The 20,534-nt window shown below is 63.5% G+C and carries 15 protein-coding genes; 10 read left to right on the plus strand and 5 right to left on the minus strand.

Translation table 11 applies throughout. The features are described from left to right. Nucleotides 1-511: 511 nt before the first annotated feature. From B0G73_RS01040 to B0G73_RS01080, 9 genes are all read left to right on the plus strand, one after another. Complete coding sequence (locus tag B0G73_RS01040; protein WP_106277080.1) at nt 512-2,053, plus strand: peptide MFS transporter; 1,542 nt, start codon at nt 512-514, stop codon at nt 2,051-2,053. A 219-nt stretch (nt 2,054-2,272) separates the two neighbouring features. Then, entirely contained in the window at nt 2,273-3,745 is a 1,473-nt protein-coding gene (locus tag B0G73_RS01045; RefSeq protein ID WP_106277082.1) for a PLP-dependent aminotransferase family protein, read from the plus strand. A 157-nt stretch (nt 3,746-3,902) separates the two neighbouring features. Further along, the gene (locus tag B0G73_RS01050; protein WP_106277083.1) at nt 3,903-5,984 is read left to right on the plus strand and encodes a bifunctional 2',3'-cyclic-nucleotide 2'-phosphodiesterase/3'-nucleotidase; all 2,082 of its coding nucleotides are present in this window, start codon (nt 3,903-3,905) and stop codon (nt 5,982-5,984) included. Then, nucleotides 5,981-6,727 (plus strand): tetratricopeptide repeat protein, encoded by a 747-nt coding sequence (locus tag B0G73_RS01055; protein WP_106277085.1) that lies wholly within the window; start codon nt 5,981-5,983, stop codon nt 6,725-6,727. The genes B0G73_RS01050 and B0G73_RS01055 overlap by 4 nt, the downstream gene beginning before the upstream one ends. Nucleotides 6,728-7,156: 429 nt before the next feature. Beyond that, nucleotides 7,157-7,609, plus strand: a complete 453-nt coding sequence (locus B0G73_RS01060; RefSeq protein ID WP_035559188.1) for an HU family DNA-binding protein — start codon at nt 7,157-7,159, stop codon at nt 7,607-7,609. A gap of 402 nt (nt 7,610-8,011) precedes the next feature. Continuing rightward, nucleotides 8,012-9,421 (plus strand): circularly permuted type 2 ATP-grasp protein, encoded by a 1,410-nt coding sequence (locus B0G73_RS01065; RefSeq protein WP_012426335.1) that lies wholly within the window; start codon nt 8,012-8,014, stop codon nt 9,419-9,421. Between the two features lie 164 nt (nt 9,422-9,585). Next, nucleotides 9,586-10,536 (plus strand): alpha-E domain-containing protein, encoded by a 951-nt coding sequence (locus B0G73_RS01070; RefSeq protein WP_106277087.1) that lies wholly within the window; start codon nt 9,586-9,588, stop codon nt 10,534-10,536. 12 nt (nt 10,537-10,548) lie between these two features. Beyond that, nucleotides 10,549-11,349, plus strand: coding sequence for a transglutaminase family protein (locus tag B0G73_RS01075; protein WP_106277088.1), 801 nt, complete (start codon nt 10,549-10,551; stop codon nt 11,347-11,349). A 177-nt stretch (nt 11,350-11,526) separates the two neighbouring features. Next, on the plus strand, nt 11,527-12,399 hold the full coding sequence (locus B0G73_RS01080) for a proteasome-type protease (protein WP_106277090.1): 873 nt from the start codon (nt 11,527-11,529) through the stop codon (nt 12,397-12,399). A 239-nt stretch (nt 12,400-12,638) separates the two neighbouring features. On the opposite strand, the gene B0G73_RS01085 is transcribed toward B0G73_RS01080, so the two are convergent. Both B0G73_RS01085 and B0G73_RS01090 read right to left on the minus strand, forming a co-directional pair. Next, nucleotides 12,639-13,826, minus strand: a complete 1,188-nt coding sequence (locus B0G73_RS01085; protein ID WP_106277091.1) for a porin — start codon at nt 13,824-13,826, stop codon at nt 12,639-12,641. 416 nt (nt 13,827-14,242) lie between these two features. Further along, nucleotides 14,243-15,574 (minus strand): YihY/virulence factor BrkB family protein, encoded by a 1,332-nt coding sequence (locus B0G73_RS01090; protein ID WP_106277093.1) that lies wholly within the window; start codon nt 15,572-15,574, stop codon nt 14,243-14,245. A gap of 255 nt (nt 15,575-15,829) precedes the next feature. On the opposite strand from B0G73_RS01090, the gene B0G73_RS01095 reads away from it, so the two are divergent. Further along, nucleotides 15,830-16,369 (plus strand): YbaK/EbsC family protein, encoded by a 540-nt coding sequence (locus tag B0G73_RS01095; RefSeq protein WP_106277095.1) that lies wholly within the window; start codon nt 15,830-15,832, stop codon nt 16,367-16,369. Nucleotides 16,370-16,603: 234 nt separating this feature from the next. Here the strand turns inward: B0G73_RS01095 and B0G73_RS01100 are convergent, their stop codons facing one another. The 3 genes from B0G73_RS01100 to B0G73_RS01110 all read right to left on the minus strand — a co-directional run bounded on the left by B0G73_RS01100 (nt 16,604) and on the right by B0G73_RS01110 (nt 20,529). Further along, nucleotides 16,604-18,091 carry a SulP family inorganic anion transporter gene (locus B0G73_RS01100; protein WP_106277097.1) on the minus strand — a complete coding sequence of 496 codons (1,488 nt, stop codon included), beginning with the start codon at nt 18,089-18,091 and terminating at the stop codon, nt 16,604-16,606. A 246-nt stretch (nt 18,092-18,337) separates the two neighbouring features. Further along, the gene (locus B0G73_RS01105) at nt 18,338-18,928 is read right to left on the minus strand and encodes a YSC84-related protein (RefSeq protein ID WP_106277098.1); all 591 of its coding nucleotides are present in this window, start codon (nt 18,926-18,928) and stop codon (nt 18,338-18,340) included. A gap of 212 nt (nt 18,929-19,140) precedes the next feature. Continuing rightward, the gene (locus B0G73_RS01110) at nt 19,141-20,529 is read right to left on the minus strand and encodes an FAD-binding oxidoreductase (RefSeq protein WP_106277100.1); all 1,389 of its coding nucleotides are present in this window, start codon (nt 20,527-20,529) and stop codon (nt 19,141-19,143) included. Nucleotides 20,530-20,534 lie beyond the last annotated feature (5 nt).

Here is a 20,534-nt window from a genome sequence, read left to right on the forward strand (position 1 = left end):
TTGGGACACCACACGTGCGTATCCGGCCGCTGTTTATCAGTTCGCCCGCAGCGATCCTGCGTGGCGGAGCACTGTCCGGCACGTTCCAACCGAACGGCGGCCGGCGCAAGGACATGACTATCACCGCCGATTCTTTCCACCGCGGGCTTTACGCCCGCCGCCGCGTGGCAACGCTTCTCTCTGCGGCCCCCGGAATCTCCCTTGTTCGCCATGCTTTATCATTGAGCCCGCTCCGCATGCCGGAGTCCGAGCCCGATGTGACGCAGCGTCCTCCAGGAGGACTTGCCGCGGGCCGTTTCGCGAGGCGGGCGTCGGTCCTATCCCTTGGTTTCTCCGCTGGTTTGGCGCTTTAGCGCGCGCAAGAACGGGCTAAAGCGCTGCATCAGTGCGCCTGTGCGCCTGTGGATCCACGTGATGGTGCGCGCTTTGCCGACTGTCTTTCCAGCTTCCGTTTCACGCGCCGCGCGGCCAGTTCGCGCGACGCCGCAACCGTTTGAACAAGAGGTACACGATGAATTCATCCAATCCGGCGGGCGCACACGTCTCGCAGACCCGTTCGTTTTCGACGGTCTTTCTGATCGAGATGTGGGAGCGCTTCGGCTATTACGGCATGGCCGCGCTGCTGGTGCTGTTCATGATCGACAAGCTGCAGTTCACCGACAGCCACGCCACGCTCACGTGGGGCGCGTTCACGGCGCTGGTGTACGCGTCGCCGTCGATCGGCGGGTGGATCGGCGACAAGATTCTCGGCGCGCGGCGCACGATGATCTTCGGCGCCGGCGTGCTGTCCGTCGGCTATTTCATGCTGGCGCTGCCCAATGACCAGCTCGCCTATATGTACGCGTCGCTCGGCGTGATCGTGGTGGGCAACGGCCTCTTCAAGGCCAACGCCGCGAATCTGGTGCGCCGTATCTATGAAGGCGACGAGGCGCGCATTGACAGCGCGTTCACGATCTACTACATGGCGGTCAACATCGGCTCGACGGTGTCGATGCTCGCCACGCCGTGGATCAAGGACCATTGGGGCTGGCATACGGCCTTCGCCGTTTGCTGCGCGGGGATGCTGTTGTCGGTGCTGAACTACTTCATCATGTTCCGCACGCTCGCGCATATCGGCTCCGCGCCGGACGCCGAACCGGTGCGCTGGAAGCGCGTCGGCGCGGTGGCGCTGGGCGGTCTCGCGCTCGGCGCTACGACCATGTTCGTGCTGCAGCATAAGGCGATCGCGGTGGCCTGCGTGTACACGGCGGGCGTCGCGATTCTGGCGATCTTCGGCTACATGCTGATGAAGTGCGAGCGCTCGGAGCGCTCCGGGCTGGTCGCCGCGTTGATCCTGACGGCGCAGGTGATCCTGTTCTTCGTCTTCTACGTGCAGATGTCGACGTCGCTCACGCTGTTCGCGCTGCGCAACGTCGATCCGCGTTTCATTCTGTTCGGCCAGACGTGGTTCACATGGAGCGCCGCGCAGTTCCAGGCGCTCAACCCGATCTGGATCATGCTGCTGAGCCCGCTGCTCGCGCTGCTGTATACGAAGCTCGCGAAGAGCGGCAAGGACGTGCCGGTGGCGGTGAAATATGCGTTCGGTTTCGCCGTGGTCGCGGCCGGTTTCTTCGTCTATGCGGCAAGCGGCAACTACGCGGTGAACGGGCGCGTGTCGTCGTGGTTCATGGTGGGCGGCTACGGCCTGTATTCGCTCGGCGAATTGCTGGTGAGCGGCCTGGGGCTCGCAATGATCGCGCGCTACGTGCCGGCGCGCATGAGCGGCTTCATGATGGGCGCGTACTTCGTGGCGACCGGCGTGTCGCAATATCTGGGCAGCGTGGTGGCGAATTTCGCACAGATGCCGGCGGGCGATATGGATCCGCTGGAATCGTTGCCGCTGTACACCAAGCTGTTTACAGGCCTCGGCTGGCTCGCGGCGGTGGGCGCGCTGGTGGCGGTTCTGCTGCTGCCGTTGATGCGCAAGCTCTCACGTGAACATCAGCGTTGCAGCGACGAGGCGCGTGAGAGCGCGCGGCAAACGGCGGCATTGAATGGGGTGGTGGTGGAGTAATCACGCTCGGGTTGACGAACGAGGCGCACGCCATGACGTGCGCCGGTAAAACAGAATGGCGCGCCTCGCAACGCAAGGCGCGCCATTTTTGCATCGGGAAGCGCCGCGCGCGCTGAAGTGTTCAAAGCGTCCGTCGGATGGCACTGCCGGAGGTAAGCTAACGGTTGCAATTGGTCTTCCCAAGCAACCGTTTCCCAAACACCCAAGGTAGCCACCCGGATGGAAATCCATATCGCGGTAGAAGGTCATCACGATCTGTCCGGCCAGATCTATCGCCAGTTGCGCGCGGGTATTCTCGAAGGACGCCTTGCGGGCGGCACGCGTCTGCCGTCCACGCGCGACCTCGCCACGCAACTGGGCGTGTCGCGCAAGACCACGCTCGACGTGTTCGAGCGGCTGCTCTCCGAAGGCTATCTGAGCGCGCGCGGCGGCTCGGGCACCTTCGTCGCCGACGGTCTGGAGCGTCTGCCGGTGGAGCGCTCCGCGCATGCGCGGGCCGCGGAGTCGTCGCGCGAGCGGGCCAAGGCGAAGGCTGCCGCGCGCGCCCAGCCGCTGTGGGACGAGATGCCCGAGAGCCTGCCCCTGCCGAGGCCTTCGGTGGCGTCGCCGCAAGACTTCGTCGGCGGCGCGACCGACAAGACGCTGTTTCCCTTCGACGTCTGGCGCCGCTGCGTGAACCACGCGTTGCGTGCCCAGGCGCGCGGCCCCGGCATCTATCGCGACACGGCCGGCGAGCAGGAGCTGCGCCTCGCAATCTCGCGCTATCTGGCCTTCAACCGCGCCGTCGCAAGCAACTGGGAAGACGTGATCGTCACGCAAGGCGCGCAGCACGCGCTCGATCTGCTGGCACGCATCACCTTGCGTACGGGCGAAGTCGCGGCGATCGAGGATCCTGGCTATACGCCGGCGCAGGCGTGCCTGAAGGCCACCGGCGCGCGCGTGGTGCCCGTGCCGGTGGACGCTGAAGGCCTGATCGTCAGCAAGCTGCCGGACAAGGCGCGGCTCGTCTACGTGACGCCCTCGCATCAGTTTCCGCTCGGCATGCCGATGAGCCTCGAGCGGCGCGTGGAACTGCTCGAATGGGCGCAGAAACGCGGCGCGGTGATCATCGAGGACGACTACGACTGCGAGTACCGTTTCGAAGGCCGGCCGATGGAGCCGCTGAAAAGTCTCGACCGCGCCGGACTCGTCGCCTATGTCGGCACGTTTTCGAAGACGATCTTTCCCGAGCTGCGCGTCGGCTATGTGGTGCCGCCGGCCTCGCTCTACGGTGCGCTCATCAAGGCGCGCCAGATCGGCGACTGGCACGGCTGCACGCTGACGCAAACGGCGCTCGCGTCGTTCATGCTCAACGGTGAATTCGCCAAGCATCTGCGGCGCATGCACAAGACCTATGCGGCGCGCCGCGCGATGCTGCTCGATCATCTGCACGGCGGTCTCGCGCCCTGGTTCGATCCGATCGTGCCGACGGCCGGCATCCACATGGCGGCGCGTCTGAAGGCGCCGCTGACGGAAGAAGCGGTGGTGAGCGCGGCGCGTGAAGCATCGATCGGCCTGTATGGACTCGCGCGGTTTCATGTGCGCGCGAAGGCGCAGCCGGGCCTGATGTTCGGCTACGGCAATATCGCGGTCGAGCATATCGATGCCGCGCTCACGAAGCTCGCCGGCATCCTGCCGCGGCTCGCGCAATAGGCCCGCGATCCGCGCGTGCAGATTACTTATAGCTATCCGATGCCATACAAATCATTGTCATAAAGCCACCGTACGCTTGCGCCTCTGTAATTGTTTGTAAGGCAGAGCCGGCCCGATGGACCGGCATGACAACACAACAAACCGGAGGGCGGTAAGGATGCGAGTGACCTTGATGGCGGGCAAGCGGCTGCGCGCGCGTGGCGCGATCGGCGCGGTGGGAACCCTGGGTGCGCTGAGCGCGATCGGTATCGCCGTGGGTATCACGGCGTGCAGCAGCAGCGTGGACACGCCTGCGCCGCAAGTGGCGAACGGCACGACCGCGACGCTCGCGTTGCTGGAAACCACCGACATCCATACCAATCTGCTGAGCTACGACTACTACAAGCTGGCGGAAGACAAGTCGCTCGGTCTGGAGCGTACGGCGACGCTGATCGCGGCGGCGCGCAAGGAATTTCCCAACACGCTGTTGCTCGACGACGGCGACACGATCCAGGGCACCGCGCTCGCTGATTATCAGGCGCAAGTCGCGCCGGTCGATTGCAAGACCACGCTCGGCGTCTACAAGGTCATGAATCTGCTGAAGTACGATGCCGGCACGATCGGCAATCATGAATTCAACTACGGCCTGCCGTTTCTCGCGCAAGTCACCGGCAGTGCGTTCGATGTGCCGAACATGAGCCCGGTCGCTTCGCAGCCGGCCTGCGCGGGGCCGAACTTTCCGCTGGTGCTCTCCAACGTGCTCGGCGCGAAATCGCAGCAGCCGATCTTCAAGCCGTACACGATCCTCGAACGCACGATCACGGCCACGACACCCGACGGCAAGACCGTCAGCGCGCCGGTGAAGATCGGCGTGATCGGCTTCACGCCGCCCGCGATCATGGCGTGGGACAAGCGCTGGCTCGACGGCAACGTCTATACGCAAGGCCTCGTGGAAAGCGCGTCGAAGTACGTGCCGGAAATGAAGGCGAAGGGCGCGCAGATCATCGTGGCGATGTCGCATGGCGGCCTCGATAACTCGACCTATTCGCCGTCGATGGAAAACGGCAGCTACTATTTGTCGAAAGTGGCCGGCATCGACGCGATGCTGATCGGCCACTCGCACCAGGTTTTCCCCGATAAAAACAGCACCGTCACGCAATTCAATCTGCCGGGCGTCGACAAGGTGAAGGGCACCGTCAACGGCGTGCCGACCGTGATGGCGAATTTCTGGGGCAAGCATCTCGGCGTGATCAAGCTCGCGTTGAACTACACGAACGGCACGTGGACGGTGGACCGCACCTCGAGCACCGCGGAAGCACGCTCGATCCAGAACGCGGATAAAAGCTACGTCGCCGTCGATCCGTCGATCTCGCAGGCGATCGCCGCCGAACACGCCGCGACCATCAACTACGTGAAAACGCCGATCGGCACGACCGATTTCCGCATGACCACTTACTTCGCGGATGTGGGCGACGTGTCGGCGATCGAGATCGTGAACCAGGCGCAAGCGGCCTACACGCAGGACTACATCAACGCGAATCTGCCGCAATATGCGGGCATTCCGGTTCTCTCGGTGAGCGCGCCGTTCAAGAGCGGCTTCGGCGGCGGTAACGATTTCACCGACGTCGCGCAAGGCAACGTGGCGATCAACAACGCCGCGGACCTCTACCTGTACCCGAACACGATCTACGCGGTGAAGGTGACGGGCGCCGATCTGAAGGCCTGGCTCGAAACCGCGGCGAAGCGTTTCAACCAGATCGACCCCGCGAACACCGCTTCGCAGGCGCTCGTCAGCACGTATCCCGGTTATAACTTCGACATGATCACGTCGAAGGATTTCAGCTACGAAATCGACGTCACGCAGGCGGTCGGCAGCCGGATTCGCAACCTGAAATATCAGGGCGCGGCGATTTCGGATACGCAGTCGTTCATCGTCGCCACCAACAACTATCGCGCGAGCGGCGGCGGGAATTTCCCGGGGCTCGACGGCAGCAAGACGATTTACGCGTCGCCGGACGCGAGCCGCGACGTGCTGATCGCCTACATCAAGAAAGTGCAGGCCATCAAGGCGGCGAGCAACGGCAGCGATCGTAGCTGGCGCTTCACGAAGGTGGCGACGGCCGGTCCGGTGACCTTCCTGTCGGCGCCGAACCTGACGGCGCTCGCGCAGGCCAACGGCATTACCAACGTCGCGCAGATCCAGGCCGACGACGGCACCGGCAAGGGGCTCGCGGTCTACTCCGTGGACCTCAATCAATGAACGCGCGCTTCGCTTTGACGCTGGCGGCGGCCGTGACGATCTGCGCCGGGACGTTCGCCACGGTGGCGGCCACGCGCGTGTCCAGCGTGCAGATCGACGACTGGCAAATGCAAGGCACGGCGACGCACACGGCTTGGCCGCTGTGGCAATTGCGGCTGACGTCCGCGTTCGGCAACGCGGCGGCGCGCGAAGCGCTCGCGGACGTGCTGGTGAGTTCGCCGCGGATCGACGAGCAACGCGAAGGCGTCGAGCGCTATCGCCGGCTTGCGCACGAGGGCGCTCCGCGTGCGCGTGCCACGCTCGGGCATCTGCTGTTGCGCGGGTTGCCCGGCGTCGCGCCGGACTACGTGGAAAGCCGTCGTTGGCTGACGCTGGCGGCGTCGCATGATTCACGCGATGCGCAGGCGGCCTACGATCTGGCGACGCTCTATCGCAACGGCTATGGCGTGGCGCGCGACGCCGGCGCGGCGATTCGCTGGCTTGAACAGGCGGCGCAAGCGGGCTTGCCGCTCGCGCAATTCCAGCTTGCCAACGAGTATCGCTTCGGCGCGACGCTGCCGCACGACGACGCATTAGCGCTTCAATGGCTCACGCGCGCAGCCAATGCGGAGTTACCCGAGGCCAATCTCGCGCTGGCGATGGCCTATCGCAATGGCGAGCTCGGCATGGCGCGCGACGAGAACGAGTATTGGGCTCACGTGAAGGAAAGCGAACACGATCTCAAACACGTCAACCGGCAGTAAAAGTGTTTTGACGCCCCCCGCGATTTTCTGTCGCAGGGCGAGATTGGCCGCCCCCTGCAGCGTTTTTCGCTGCAGGGGGCGTGTTTTTTCTGCCGCGTGAAAGTGCGCGGCGAGCGAGCCATGAAGTGTTTTTCTCGATCATCGAGCGATCCGTCGGCGATGCTCAGGCGCAGAAAGTGCCGTTATTCATGCATCGAAATGACTTGTAACGTACGTTACGTGTTGGTGTTGCCAGGCTCGCCGACGCATGTTTACCCGCTAAAACAAGCATCAAAATGTGTTGCGCAGTCTGCGCCGCGCAACAAACCTTCGCTGTTATACATAAAAGAGTCGCGCAAATCGTATTAGCGCTTGTAGAATCCGGCGTTGAAGCGTGCGCATACGGTGTGCGCTTCGTGCAATTCACTGACCACAACAGGTAGGAGAAACATGCCGACTTCCGCAAAAAAGGTGGCCAAGAAGGCTGCTGCCCCGGTACCCGCCAAGAAGGTTGCTGCAAAGAAAGTTCCTGCGAAGAAGGCCGTCGCAGCTAAGAAGGTCGCCGTGAAGGCGTCCAGCGCTCCGTCGCCGATCAAGGACACCTTCACGAAGGCCTCGCTGGCTGCACACGTCGCTGAACGCGCTGCTGTGGAACCGAAAACCGCCAAGGCTGTTCTGGCCGCGCTCGAAGACACGATCCTCGGCGCCGTGCATAAGAAGGGCGCTGGCGAATTCACGCTGTCGGGTCTTCTGAAGATCGTCGTGCAAGCTGTCCCGGCGAAGAAGAAGCGCTTCGGCAAAGACCCGTTCTCGGGCGAAGAGCGTTGGTTCCCGGCCAAGCCGGCTAGCGTGCGCATCAAGGCACGTCCGCTGAAGAAGCTGAAAGACGCTGCTGCGGGCTGATCGAGCCTCACGCGTTGCCGCTGTTTTAACAATGGTTGACGCTTGAGGCGAATCGAGGCGCATGCCCTCGGTTCGATCCGCGGTACACGTTGTCCGAATCCCCGTGGGTGAGAATCCACGGGGATTTTTTATGCGTACGCGGCGTATTGCGATTTCGCCGGATGCCTCACATGACCGGCTTTGTCCGTGCACCGCCGCGCCGCACATGCACTGTACTAGCGCATCATGGGCCGCCGCAGTACGATGACAGCGAAGCCATGCCGGCCGGGATGCGCTATTCGCGTGCATGCAGGCGCTTTAGTACGCAGAAAGCTCAATGGCATAGCGCTTGCTTGATCGATTGTCGAACACCGAATGCGCAGCGCATTCGCCTTCTATCCGACAACAAGAGCGGGGCGTGACATGCGATGCTATGACGAGATGCGTCATCATGACGATGCCGTGCGGCCACACTACGCGCGCTTTGAGCGGTGGCTGGTGAAGCAGGGCAACGAGGCGATCGCACGCAAGCGTGCGGAAGCCGACCTGCTGTTTCGCCGGGTCGGCATCACCTTCGCGGTGAACGGCGACCTGTCCGGCACCGAGCGGTTGATCCCATTCGACCTGATTCCGCGCATCATTCCGCGCGGTGAATGGCAGACGCTGGAGGCCGGTTTGCGTCAGCGCGTGCAGGCGCTCAATCTGTTCATCCACGACGTCTATCACGATCGCAATATCGTGCGCGCCGGCATCGTTCCGGCCGAGCAGGTCTACACCAACGCGCAATACCGGCCTGAAATGCAGGGCGTGAATGTGCCGCTCGGTGTTTACGCGCATATCGCCGGCGTCGACGTGGTGCGAGCGGGCGACGAGGGCGAGTTCTACGTGCTCGAAGACAACCTGCGGGTGCCGTCGGGCGTTTCCTATATGCTCGAAAACCGCAAGATGATGATGCGGCTTTTCCCCGAGCTGTTCGTGCAGAACCGCATTGCGCCGGTCGCGCATTACCCCGATCTGCTACTCGATACGCTGCGCTCAGTCGCGCCCGAAGGCGTCGACGATCCGGTCGTGGTGGTGCTCACGCCGGGCATGTACAACTCCGCGTATTTCGAGCACACCTTCCTCGCGCAGCAGATGGGCGTGGAACTGGTGGAAGGCAAGGATCTGTTCGTCGACGACAACTATGTGTTCATGCGTACGACGCAAGGGCCGAAGCGCGTCGACGTGATCTACCGCCGCGTCGACGATGATTTTCTCGATCCGCTCGCCTTCCGCAACGACTCGGCGCTCGGCGTGCCCGGTTTGCTGACCGCGTATCGCGCGGGCCGCGTCGCGCTCGCGAACGCGATGGGCACCGGCATCGCCGACGACAAATCGATCTACCCGTACGTGCCGGAAATGATCGAGTTTTACCTCGGTGAGAAGCCGATTCTCAACAACGTGCCCACGTTCCAGTGCCGCAAGCCGGATGACCTGGCGTACACGCTCGCGCATCTGCCGGAACTGGTGGTCAAGGAAGTGCACGGCGCGGGCGGCTACGGCATGCTCGTCGGACCGGCTTCGACGAAAGCCGAAATCGAATCCTTCCGTGAGCGGTTGATCGCGCGTCCCGCGGGCTACATCGCGCAGCCCACGCTCGCGCTCTCCGCCTGTCCGACCTTCGTCGAAGCCGGCATCGCGCCGCGCCATATCGACTTGCGGCCGTTCGTGCTGTCCGGCAAGACCGTCACGATGGTCGCCGGCGGACTGACGCGCGTGGCATTGCAGGAGGGCTCGCTCGTCGTCAATTCGTCGCAGGGAGGCGGGACCAAAGATACGTGGATGGTCGACTGACGCGGTTGCCGATGCGGTTGCACAGGGTTCACGCAACCGCGCCCGCAACCCAACGCGCCGGGCAGCACGTGATACGCAACACGCGCGCCGCCGGTGCACACGGATAACCAGCGCGGGCCTTTTACCTCGACGAGGCCTCGCGTCATCAGATACGGAACGCCGTCATGCTAAGCCGAACCGCCGATCACCTTTTCTGGATGGCCCGCTACATGGAGCGCGCGGAGAACACCGCCCGCATGCTCGATATCAACCTGAAGGCGCTGCTGTTGCCGCAGACGCCCGACCAGGAGGCGCGCGCGCAACGCTCGGTGCTGCGCATCTCCGAACTCGAAACCGCCTTCGCGCAGCGTTACGACGAACCGACTCGCGAACACGTGCTCGATTTCATGGTGGCCGATGCGACCAATCCGTCGAGTATCCATTCGTGTCTGCAGGCCGCGCGCGAAAACGCCCGCGCCGTGCGCGGCACGCTGACGACCGAGTGGTGGGAAACCATCAACGACACGTGGCTCGAATTCAACGAGCGCGCCTCGGCGGGGCAGGCCGCGAGCAATCCGGGCGCGCTGTTCGAATGGGTCAAGTTCCGCTCGCACCTGTCGCGCGGCGTGACGATCGGCACCGCGCTGCAGGACGACGCGTTCTTCTTCACGCAGCTCGGCACTTTCCTCGAACGCGCCGACAACACCGCGCGGATTCTCGACGTGCGCTTTGCCGACGTGGAACCGAATTCACGCGATGCCGCGCGCCAGCTCGAAGATTTCTATTACTGGACCTCGATCCTGAGCTCGGTGTCGGCGCTGGAGATCTATCGCAAGGTGTATCGCGACGTCGTCACGCCGGCGCGCGTGGTCGAACTGATGATCCTGAATCAGCAGATGCCGCGTTCGCTGCTGGCGTCGCTCGAAGGCGTCTGCGTGAATCTGGCGATGCTGCGCACCTCCGGCTCCAACCAGTGCGAACGGTTCGCCGGCAAGCTGCGCGCCGAACTCGTGTACTCCGACATCCGGCAGATTTTCGAAGCCGGCCTGCACGCCTATCTGACACAGTTCCTCGCTCGCGTGTTCGAGCTGGGCAATCTGGTTGCGCGTACCTATCTGATGTTGCCAGTCGCCTGACGGAGTTTCTTTATGTACCTGACGATCCGCCACGACACGTCCTATCGCTACGAAGCGACTGTCCATTATTCGATCCAGCAACTGCGTCTGACGCCGGCGAGCGGCGCCTCGCAGGTCGTACGGCGCTGGAGCATCGACGCACCGGGCAAGCTCGACGCGACCTTCGACGCTTACGGCAACGTGCTGCACACGCTGGTCATCAACAAGCCGCATAGCGAGATTCGTCTGCACGTGGCCGGCGAAGTGGACACGATTGCGCTGATCGACGGCCATTTGCCCGACGCCGTCGGCCCGATTCCGCTCGAGCATTTCACCTGCTCGACGCGCTTGACCGAGGCCGATGCGGCGGTCCGTGAACTGGCCGAATCGGTGCCGAGCTTGACCAGTTCGGCGAATCTGATCGCGCTCTCCGAACAGATCGTGCAGCGCGTGAAGTACAACCCGGGCATTACCGAAGTCACCAGCACGGCGGCCCAGGCGCTCGAACTCGGCAACGGCGTATGTCAGGACCACGCGCATCTGATGCTCGCGTGCTGCCGCGCGCGCGGCATTCCGGCGCGCTACGTGAGCGGCTATATCGAACCCGGCGAGGTGACGCACGGCGCGAGCCATGCGTGGGTCGACGTGTGGGTCGAAGGCAAGGGCTGGATTTCCATCGACGTCACGCATGCGGCGTTTGCCAGCGAACTCTACTGCCGTCTCGCCGTCGCGCGCGACTACGAAGCCGCCGCGCCGGTGCGTGGCCGGCGTATCGGCGGGCTGGAAGAACAGCTTAAAGTGTCCGTTACGGTCAGCGGGCAACAGTCGCAGTAGACGCGCAACGAGGCCGGCTCACAAAAGGGCTCCGGAGGCGCCAGTGAGCGCCAGCCCTCAATCGCCATTCAGAATAGGCCCGCGACGGCCGATAAACGGGATATAACGGGATAGAGGCGCATGCGCGCCGCATTACAATAGCGCCGTTCAGTTGTTTTTTTGCGGGTACCTTTTCTTATGACTTACTGTGTCGCGATGTCCGTCGACGACGGTCTCGTGTTCCTCTCGGACACGCGCACCAATGCGGGCGTCGATCACATCAGCACCGCGCGCAAGATGTCGGTGTTCGAGTTGCCGGGCGAACGCATGCTCACGCTGCTGGGCGCCGGCAATCTGTCGCTGACTCAAGCGGTGCTGCACGAGTTGTCCGAGCCCACCGATCCTTCCCAGCCCACGCTCTGGAGCGCGCCGACCATGGCCGACGCCGCCCGTGTGATCGGCCGTGCGGTGCGTTGCGTGCATCAGCGCGAGGCGGAGGCGTTGCAGGAATTCGGCGTCGACTTCAATTGCAGCTTCATTCTCGGTGGGCAGATCGCGGGCAACCGGCCGCGTCTGTTCATGATCTATGCGGCGGGCAATTTTATTGAGGCGTCGGCGGTCAATCCGTATTTCCAGATCGGCGAGGCCAAGTACGGCAAGCCGATCATCGACCGCGTGTTGACGCCGTCCACGCCGCTCGACGAAGCCGCCAAATGCGCGCTGATCTCCATGGACTCGACGCTGCGCTCGAATCTGTCGGTCGGCCTGCCGCTCGATCTGCTGGTCTACCAGAAGGACACGCTGCGCGTCACGCGCTTCGTTTCGATCGATCACGACAACGCGTACTTCGAAATGATTCACCGGACATGGGGCGAGCGGCTGCGCCAGGTGTTCGGCGAGATCCCCGATCCGGACTGGCAGGAATCGCCAAATGTGCCGCTGTTGCAGCGGGAGCGGGCGCTGGTGCTGCATCGCGCGCCGGTGGGCGCTGACGGCATCGAGCATGAACTCGACGCAAAGCCCGCGCAGACGTTGGCGCAGGCGGAGAGGGGCAAGGCGCAGCGGAAGTAGGCCGAAGACAGACGCGGGCGCATGCGCGTCGGGCCGGCGTGAAGTGCGGGCTCAGTGCGGGCTCGGCGGGAAGCAGTACAGCAGAGGTCGTCAGGAGCCTGAAGCGGGCTTGCTGGCGGCCTTTTTCATTGGGTCATCGAGAAGCATCAAAGAACTCAGGACGAAAAAAAACCAGCCACAGGCTTTCGCCTGTGGCTGGTTTTCAACTGCGTGTTGCTTCAGCAGTCCGTCAAGTTCGATTAGAACTTGTGGCGGATGCCCAGGCTGACCAGTTCTTGCGAGCTGGAAGCCGAGTTGTAGCCGTACGAACCGATTGCTGCGCCTGCATCGACCAGCGTACCGGCCGACGTGCGTTGCTGACCGCTTGCGTGCTGATATGCGCCGACCAGGTAGACGTCCGTGCGCTTCGACAGGTTGTAGTCGCCGCCCAGGGAAACCTGGTGATACGTTGCGCTCGAATCGCCGCTAGCCTTGGTGTAGATGTAGCCCACGCCAACCAGCATTGCCGGCGTTGCCTGGTAACCCAGGTATGCGCCACCGACGTTGTACTTCTGGGTCGAACCGAAGCCCGAGTTCGCGTCCGGCTTGTACTGTGCGTTGCTGTAACGCAGGTTGGCCGTGAACGGGCCTGCGACATATTGCACAGCGACCGAAGCGATGCCGATCGACTTGGCCGCGGCGTATGCGCCGTTGACCTGGTTGTCGAACGTGCCGTCCGACGTGCTGCCGTTCCAGCCAGCTGTCGGCGGCGTGCCGGCGGTGCGGCTAGCCAGCGTGTTGCCGTTGTCCATGCGGAAATAACCGGCAGCCACGCTGAACGGGCCCGTTGCATAGGTTGCAGCGCCCGACCACGATTGACCCGAACCCGTTGCGCCAGCCACGCCGCCCAGAGCGTACATGCCTTCGAACTGGAAGCCGCCCCACACCGGCGAGGTGTACTTGATGGCGCTGTTCGTGCGCGAGGAGTTGTCGTTGTTGTCGACGTCGCCCGGCGTGGTGAAGGTCGAACCGAAGTAGTTGTCAGCCGTCAGCGGCTGAACCAGGTCGACCAGCGGGTCGTATTGACGACCCAGCGTGAACGTACCCCACTGATCACCCGTCAGGCCGACGTAGGCTTGACGACCGAACATACGGCCGCCTTGAGCCAGCTTGCCGTTGTTCACGTCAAAGCCGTTTTCCAACTGGAAGATTGCCTTCAGGCCGCCGCCGAGGTCTTCCGTGCCCTTCAAGCCGAAACGCGGACCTTGCAGGTTGCCGCCGACCAGGCCGACCTGATTCGAGTTCTTGCCGTTCGCGTCAACCGTGTTGTGAGCGTACTGGATCGATTCGTCGATCAAACCGTACAGGGTCACGCTGCTTTGAGCATGTGCCACGCCAGTGACGCCGAGGAGCGCCAGCGAGAGGGTAGACAGTGCGATTCGTTTCATCCATTTCTCCACGCAGATGATTAGTTTCTTTGTTGCGGAAAGGAGAATAGCTCACGGGGTCAATCGGCAAGAACTGGAAAAAAAAGAGTGTCTCCAAAAACTGACAGACCACGCAACGCCTTGTATTTAAAGCGCGTTAACGATTATTTCTGTTTCAGCAACATTTATTCGTTGACTCAGCATTATTGTTGTTTTGATGACAGTGACGGCTCCAATACGCGCACTTTCGACATTGATTTGTAGGCTAAATGTAATGATGTCGTCTAATTTCCCGGCTCGTTCTGTAGCGTTTTCATAAGAATCGAAGCAGATCTGGCTTGACGGAGCGGCTAGACAGGTTTTCGTCGTTGTGAGCAGGCGCACCCGTGCAGGCGCTTGCAGATGCGGCCCATGAAGCCGGCCCGCGACTGAATGTCTTAGCGTTCGCTGTTATCGGTATTGCGGCGCGCGACCATTGCTGCAGCCAGTCCGGCAGTCGCCGCCACCAGCACTGAAGTCCACGGATGCCGCCTCACGTAGCGATCGGCCGCAACGGCTTTGCGGCTCGCTTCGATCAATGTGACGGCGGCGATGCGCGTCGCTTGCGCTTCGGCGAGCACGACCGTGCGGCCGACCTTGAGCGCCGTTGCCCGCGCCGACGGCCGGTTTCTGGCTTGCGTCTGGAAAGTCGCCGCCGGCGCGGCGCCGTCCAGCGCGCGGGCCCTCGCAGCGCGCATGGCGGGAGTGAGAGCGGCGTCGCCCAACGCGGCGCGTTCGTCTGTTTGCGCATCGGCGTGCGGCACCGCATCCGCGCCAACAGTCGATGCCGCCAGCACCGAGGCGAGCTTGGCACGGCTGCCGGGCGGCGTCTCGTTCTGCATACCCCAGCCTCCGCGCGGATCATGCATGCGCCCGCGCGCCGCCGAGAATTCCGCACCGAGCAGCAGCACGGCGGCGGAGAAGTACAGCCACATCAGCAGCACGGCGAGCGAACCGGCCGCGCCGAACGAGGTGGCCATGCCGGCGTGCGCGAGATACAGCGCGAACAACTTTTTGCCCGCCGAAAACAGCGCGGCCGCGACTATCCCGCCGACGAACGCATCGCGCCAGCGCACGCGCGCATCCGGCAAAAACTTGAGCAAGCCCGCGAAAGCGAACGCCAGCACGAGCAAGCCGACGCCGAGTTGCAGAAGATTGCCGATCACGACATACGGCGAGTCGCCCCACAGCCACTTGCCGACGAAGGTGATGACGGTATCGAGCACGAGCGACACGATCAGCAAAAACGCGACGCCGAGCACCAGCCCGAACGAAATCAGCCGCACGCGCACGAGTGCCATCACGCTCGACGAACGCGGCCCGGTATTCGGCCAGACTATATTGAGTGCGCTATTGAGCGAAGAGAAGGTCGCGGAGGCGCCGATCACCAGCGTCACGAGCGAGATCACGGCCGCGACGCCACCGGCGCTACCGCTGTGATGCGCGTTCTCGACGATCGTCTGGACGCCCGCTGCGGCCTGGTCGCCGAGCAAGCCGTGGATATGGGTGAACAACTCGCCGCGCGCGGCTTCGGCGCCGAAGAACCAGCCGGCCACGGCGATCACCATCACCAGCGTGGGCGCAAGCGAGAATGCCGCATAGAAAGCGATGCTGGCGGCCATGGCCGCGCAGCGGTCTTCGGCAAACTGTTTGAAGGCGCCGATGGCCCAGTTGGCCTGTTTGCGGGCCACTTGCTGGAGGTTCTCGGCGGAAAGCGTGTCGATGTCCATGGTCGTGTTCCCAATGGGTGCTGGCGCCGCGCGGGCAATTCGAGGTGGCGGGTGCGGACCGGGTGTGTGCGGACAGATCGGGCTGCTTCGCCGCAGTCTTCGCGTTCAAGCCTTTCGCAAACCTTGTGCCTGTCACTATAACAAGCGCGACCGGCGCGCGCCGCATGCGTGCCGGTCATGTGCCGGCACCGTCGGCGCACCTTGAGCCAGGTGTGCCGTTAGAATGCGCAGGGATCCTCACACACTTTGCTCACTATGCACTCGCACGAACTCGTACAGCGGCTGGACGTCATTGCAGCGGAACAATTGGACGCGCATTTGCCTGCGCATGTGGTCGAGCAATTGCCGGCGCAAGGCGTCACGGTTTTCTCCGTCACCGACGACGCGTCGGACACCGCCGCATTCAGCGCGCGCTACGGCTTCGGTCTGGAAGACTGCGCGAACACGATCGTGATCCGTTACAAGAAAGAGGGCGGCGAGCATTATGCGGCGGTGGTCTCGCTGGGTTCGCTGCGGCTCGACATCAACGGTGCGGTGAAGGCGGCGCTGGGCGCGCAGCGGCTTTCTTTCGCCAAACGGGAAGCAGCGGTCGAGCATAGCGGCATGGAGTTCGGCGGTATCACGGCCTTCGGTCTGCCGGACGACTGGCGCATTCTCGTCGATGCCGCCGTCATGGAGCGGACCCAGATCGTCATGGGCGCGGGCGTGCGAGCCGCCAAGTTGTTGCTGGCGCCTGACGTCCTGCGTCAGTGGCCGCGCTGCGAAGTTGCCTCGCTGACGCTGCCGGTGGAATAAATCGTCGCCCACCTCGCGTGCGCGCAATCAGATTACCAAGGCGCCGCCACGTCCATCGCGTCGTGAGCCGCGCCTGCCAGACCCTCGTCCTGGCCCTGCGCCCGAAGCCGATCGGCAAAGCCTGAAGTTTTCCGTCCCGTTCCGCCGTTAATCCGAAGAGTGGCATGAATCGCCGCGGCGTCCGCGGGGGTGTTCACGTTGCCGGAACGACGCGGGCCTGCGCCTGAGCGTACGTCAGGCTAGCGCGATACCGGCGCGGCTCAGCAGGCGCTGGTTGCGTTCGGACAAGTTCTTCATGCTCAATTCCTTGCCGGCTTTTCGATAACGCTCGACCAGCGCTTGCAATGCCGCCAAGGCTGAATGATCTGCCAGCAGCAGATCGCGGCAGTCGACGGTGACGCGCTCGGGATCTTCTACGGGGTTGAAAAGCTCGTGAAAGCGGGTGGCCGATGCGAAAAACAGCGTGCCGCGTGGCGCGTAAATCTTGTCGCCGGCGCGGTCTTCGACATGCGCGTGGATTTCACGAGCGTGCTGCCACGCAAAATTGAGCGCGGCGATCACGATGCCGCACAACACCGCGATCGCCAGATCGGAAAACACGGTGATGACGCTGACCGCCACGATCACCAGCGCGTCGTTACGCGGCACCTTGCCGAGCACGCGCAGCGAACCCCACGCGAAAGTCTGTTGCGCCACCACGAACATCACACCGACCAGCGCCGCCAGCGGAATGCGTTCGATCAGAGGCGACAGGAACAGGATGTACATCAGGATCATCACGCCGCTGACCACGCCGGACAGGCGCGACCGGCCGCCCGAATTCAGATTGATCATGGTCTGGCCGATCATGGCGCAACCGCCCATGCCGCCGAACAGACCCGAGGCGATATTCGCGGCGCCGAGCGCGACGCATTCACGATTCGGCTGGCCGCGCGTTTCGGTGATCTCGTCGGTCAGATTGAAGGTCAGCAGCGTTTCCAGCAGACCGACAATCGCCATCAGCACCGCGTAGGGCAGCACCACATGAAGCGTGTCCAGATTCAGCGGGACGCCCGGCATATGCAGACTCGGCAGGCCGCCCGCAATGTGCGCCATGTCGCCGAGCGTGCGGGTCGGCACAGGCAGCCAGTGCGTGAAGAGGCCCACGCCGACGATCGCCACCAGCGCGGGCGGCGCCGCGCGCGTGAGCCGCGGCAGCAGATAAACGATCGCCATGGTCAGCGCGACGAGTCCGCACATCACGAGCAGCGCGCTGCCGTGCAGCCATTGCTCGCCTTGCGGCGTGCTCTGCCTGAAGTGTGCGAGTTGCGCCATCGCGATGATGATCGCCAGTCCGTTGACGAAGCCGAGCATCACCGGATGCGGGACCATACGGATCAGTTTGCCGAGCCGCAGAGCACCGAACAGGACCATCAAGATGCCGCTCAGGATCACGGTGGCAAGAAGATATTGCGCGCCGTGTTGCACGACGAGCGCCACGATGACCACCGCCATCGAACCGGCGGCTCCGGAAATCATGCCAGGTCGTCCGCCGAATAACGCCGTGATGGCGCAGATGAAGAAGGCGCCGTACAGCCCCATCAACGGATTGAGATGGGCGACCAGCGCGAAGGCGATGCATTCCGGCACCAGCGCGAACGACGAGGTCAGTCCTGCGAGGACATTGCTTTTGATGCCTGGCAGCGTGGCGAGCCAGCCATGAGTGGGACGAGCGGTGTTCATCTTCAACGAGGTGGGAAGTGCGGACTGACGGCGTGCATGCAAGCGAGACGCGCGTCCGCAGACAGGGTGTCCCGGCCTGGGGCGCCGCGGTGGCCGGGCAAGATTGCAAAAAGCGCGGATTTTACAGCAGTGCGGTCTGGATGACCGGGAGGCGAATTACGCGGCGGCAGCTTCCGCTCCGCGCGAGTTAGAGATGCCAGACAGCCGGCGAGGCGGCTGTCTGGCAGTGCGTGTGGACGCTCACGTTCAGATCATCAGACGCGAAACCTTGGTGCCTTCGAGCGATACGCCGGCCATCAGTCCGCCGTTCGTCAGCACAAAGGCTTCGACCGGGCTGGTGGCGGTAGAGGTATCGACCGCGCCGTTCGCGCCGATCTTCAGCAAAGCGACGGTGGCGTCCGCACCGGCTGCCCAGCCCTGGCTGCTCGTGAATTTGTCGAGTGCTTCTTGCGTCATGAATAGGAAGATCAGTGCCTTGGACTGCGCTCCGATCTGCAAACCGAACGAGCCCGCAACGGTGCTGTAGTAACCCGCCGTGCGGCCACCCACGCGCAATGCGCCTTCGCCGTATTGGCCGCCGACCCAGAAGCCCGCCGAAATGACGTTCGGGAACACCAGAACGCCGCGCGCCTTGGCCACCAGTTCACGTGAGCCTGTGACGTTCTCATAGAGACGCGACAGCGTGGAATCGACCCCGGCATTGATGCTGTCCCGTTTGCCGGCGTTGGCCGAAGGCGATGCGCTCGAGGACGGCGACGTGGTCGTGCAGCCGGCAAGGCCGAGTCCGGCGGTGGCGAGCGCGGCGCTGGTCGTCATGATGAATTGTCGTCTACGCATGATTGTTTTCCTTTTGCGTTATTGGTGTTATGAAAGCGGCGTTGTTCGTTTACGTTCAGGCGGTAAGGGCGTGACGCCGACAAGCCCGTACGGTGATTGCTAACCAGCACATAGCGTGCCCGACCCCGCGGTGCGCGTGTTCAGTATTGGGTGCGGCGCGCGTGGGCGGGCCACGCGCGAATTGCCGTCGGCCGTCGCCCGCCTGCTCACTGCTACACCGACGGCCGGATGTTCTGGTTGTGACGGAACAGGTTGCGTGGATCGTAGCGGTTTTTTACAGCGACGAGGCGTTCGTAGTTCGGCCCGTACGCGTCGGCGACGCGTCCGCCTTCCTCTTCCGTCATGAAGTTGACGTAGACGCTGCCCAGCGCGAACGGCGCGGCGGCATCGAAAAATGCGCGGGCCCAGCCTACGCAGCGCTCGTCATCGCTCGCATCGTCCCAGCGGCCGTGCACGTTCATCGCGTACACCGTGTCGCGGCTCGAATAGGCGGTGGCTTCGACCGGCACGCTCCGGGTCTGCTCGCCGATCTGCCCGAAGAAAATCTCGCATTGCGGCGTCGGCAGGTTATCGATCGCGTTGAGCAGCGCGTCGATGAGGCCATCCGGAATGTCGACCAGATTGTGCGATTTCCAGTAGTTGCGCGCGCCCGGCGTGAGCAGCGGGTCGAACGCCTGTTGCCACATGGCATACGGCATCGGGCCGAGATGTTCGCCGAGCGGCGTTCCGAAAGCGCGTACGAATTCCACCGTGGACGGACCGCTTTCGACAGCGCCGGTATAGCACATTGCGAAGACGATCACCGGCTTGCCGTGGACTTCGGGCGGCAGAAACGGCAATGGCGGCGCGAGCCGCAGTACGGCCCACACGCTCAGTTCCTTCGGCATCGCGGATTGCGCCGCGCGGTATTTGAGCAGGGCGTCCCTTGCCTGCTCGATCGGCAGGACCACGAGGCCGCCGTAGACCAGCGGACCGACCGGATGCAGGACGAACTCGAAGCGCGTGACGACGCCGAAATTACCGCCGCCGCCGCGAATCGCCCAGAACAGGTCTTCGTGCGAATCGGCGCTTGCGTGGACCAGTTCGCCTTCGGCGGTGACGACGTCGGCCGACACCAGATTGTCCACGGTCATGCCATATCTGCGGCTCAGCCAGCCGAAGCCGCCGCCGAGCGTCAGGCCCGCGACGCCGGTGGTCGAGTTGATGCCAAGCGGCGTGGCGAGCCCGAAGGCCTGCGCTTCATGGTCAAAATCGCGCAGCGTCGCGCCCGGTTCGACATACGCGCGACGCGCCGCGGGATCGATCTGCACCGATTTCATCCGCGACAGGTCGAGCACGACTCCGTCGTTGCACAATGCGCTGCCGCCGATGTTGTGGCCGCCGCCGCGAATCGCGAGCGGCAGGCCGTTCTCGCGCGCGAAGGCCACGCCCTGGCGCACGTCGGCAACGCCCGCGCAACGCAGGATGATCGCCGGATGCCGGTCGATCATCGCGTTCCAGATGCTGCGTGCTTCGTCGAAGGTCGCGTCGCCGGGTAACAGAACCTGACCGCGCATGGCGGTTTTCAGTTCGTCGACGGCGCTGCTGGACACATTAACCATGGCTC

This window comes from Paraburkholderia sp. BL25I1N1, from assembly GCF_003002025.1.
Lineage (GTDB): Bacteria > Pseudomonadota > Gammaproteobacteria > Burkholderiales > Burkholderiaceae > Paraburkholderia.

What these genes read in the sequence shown, in the direction of transcription:
- B0G73_RS01050 (WP_106277083.1), top strand. Translation starts at nt 3,903, where the DNA reads ATGCGAGTGACCTTGATGGCGGGCAAGCGGCTGCGCGCGCGTGGCGCG.
- B0G73_RS01040 (WP_106277080.1), top strand. Translation starts at nt 512, where the DNA reads ATGAATTCATCCAATCCGGCGGGCGCACACGTCTCGCAGACCCGTTCG.
- B0G73_RS01085 (WP_106277091.1), bottom strand. Translation starts at nt 13,826, where the DNA reads ATGAAACGAATCGCACTGTCTACCCTCTCGCTGGCGCTCCTCGGCGTC.
- B0G73_RS01060 (WP_035559188.1), top strand. Translation starts at nt 7,157, where the DNA reads ATGCCGACTTCCGCAAAAAAGGTGGCCAAGAAGGCTGCTGCCCCGGTA.
- B0G73_RS01080 (WP_106277090.1), top strand. Translation starts at nt 11,527, where the DNA reads ATGACTTACTGTGTCGCGATGTCCGTCGACGACGGTCTCGTGTTCCTC.
- B0G73_RS01055 (WP_106277085.1), top strand. Translation starts at nt 5,981, where the DNA reads ATGAACGCGCGCTTCGCTTTGACGCTGGCGGCGGCCGTGACGATCTGC.
- B0G73_RS01070 (WP_106277087.1), top strand. Translation starts at nt 9,586, where the DNA reads ATGCTAAGCCGAACCGCCGATCACCTTTTCTGGATGGCCCGCTACATG.
- B0G73_RS01095 (WP_106277095.1), top strand. Translation starts at nt 15,830, where the DNA reads ATGCACTCGCACGAACTCGTACAGCGGCTGGACGTCATTGCAGCGGAA.
- B0G73_RS01100 (WP_106277097.1), bottom strand. Translation starts at nt 18,091, where the DNA reads ATGAACACCGCTCGTCCCACTCATGGCTGGCTCGCCACGCTGCCAGGC.
- B0G73_RS01090 (WP_106277093.1), bottom strand. Translation starts at nt 15,574, where the DNA reads ATGGACATCGACACGCTTTCCGCCGAGAACCTCCAGCAAGTGGCCCGC.
- B0G73_RS01110 (WP_106277100.1), bottom strand. Translation starts at nt 20,529, where the DNA reads ATGGTTAATGTGTCCAGCAGCGCCGTCGACGAACTGAAAACCGCCATG.
- B0G73_RS01105 (WP_106277098.1), bottom strand. Translation starts at nt 18,928, where the DNA reads ATGCGTAGACGACAATTCATCATGACGACCAGCGCCGCGCTCGCCACC.
- B0G73_RS01075 (WP_106277088.1), top strand. Translation starts at nt 10,549, where the DNA reads ATGTACCTGACGATCCGCCACGACACGTCCTATCGCTACGAAGCGACT.
- B0G73_RS01065 (WP_012426335.1), top strand. Translation starts at nt 8,012, where the DNA reads ATGCGATGCTATGACGAGATGCGTCATCATGACGATGCCGTGCGGCCA.
- B0G73_RS01045 (WP_106277082.1), top strand. Translation starts at nt 2,273, where the DNA reads ATGGAAATCCATATCGCGGTAGAAGGTCATCACGATCTGTCCGGCCAG.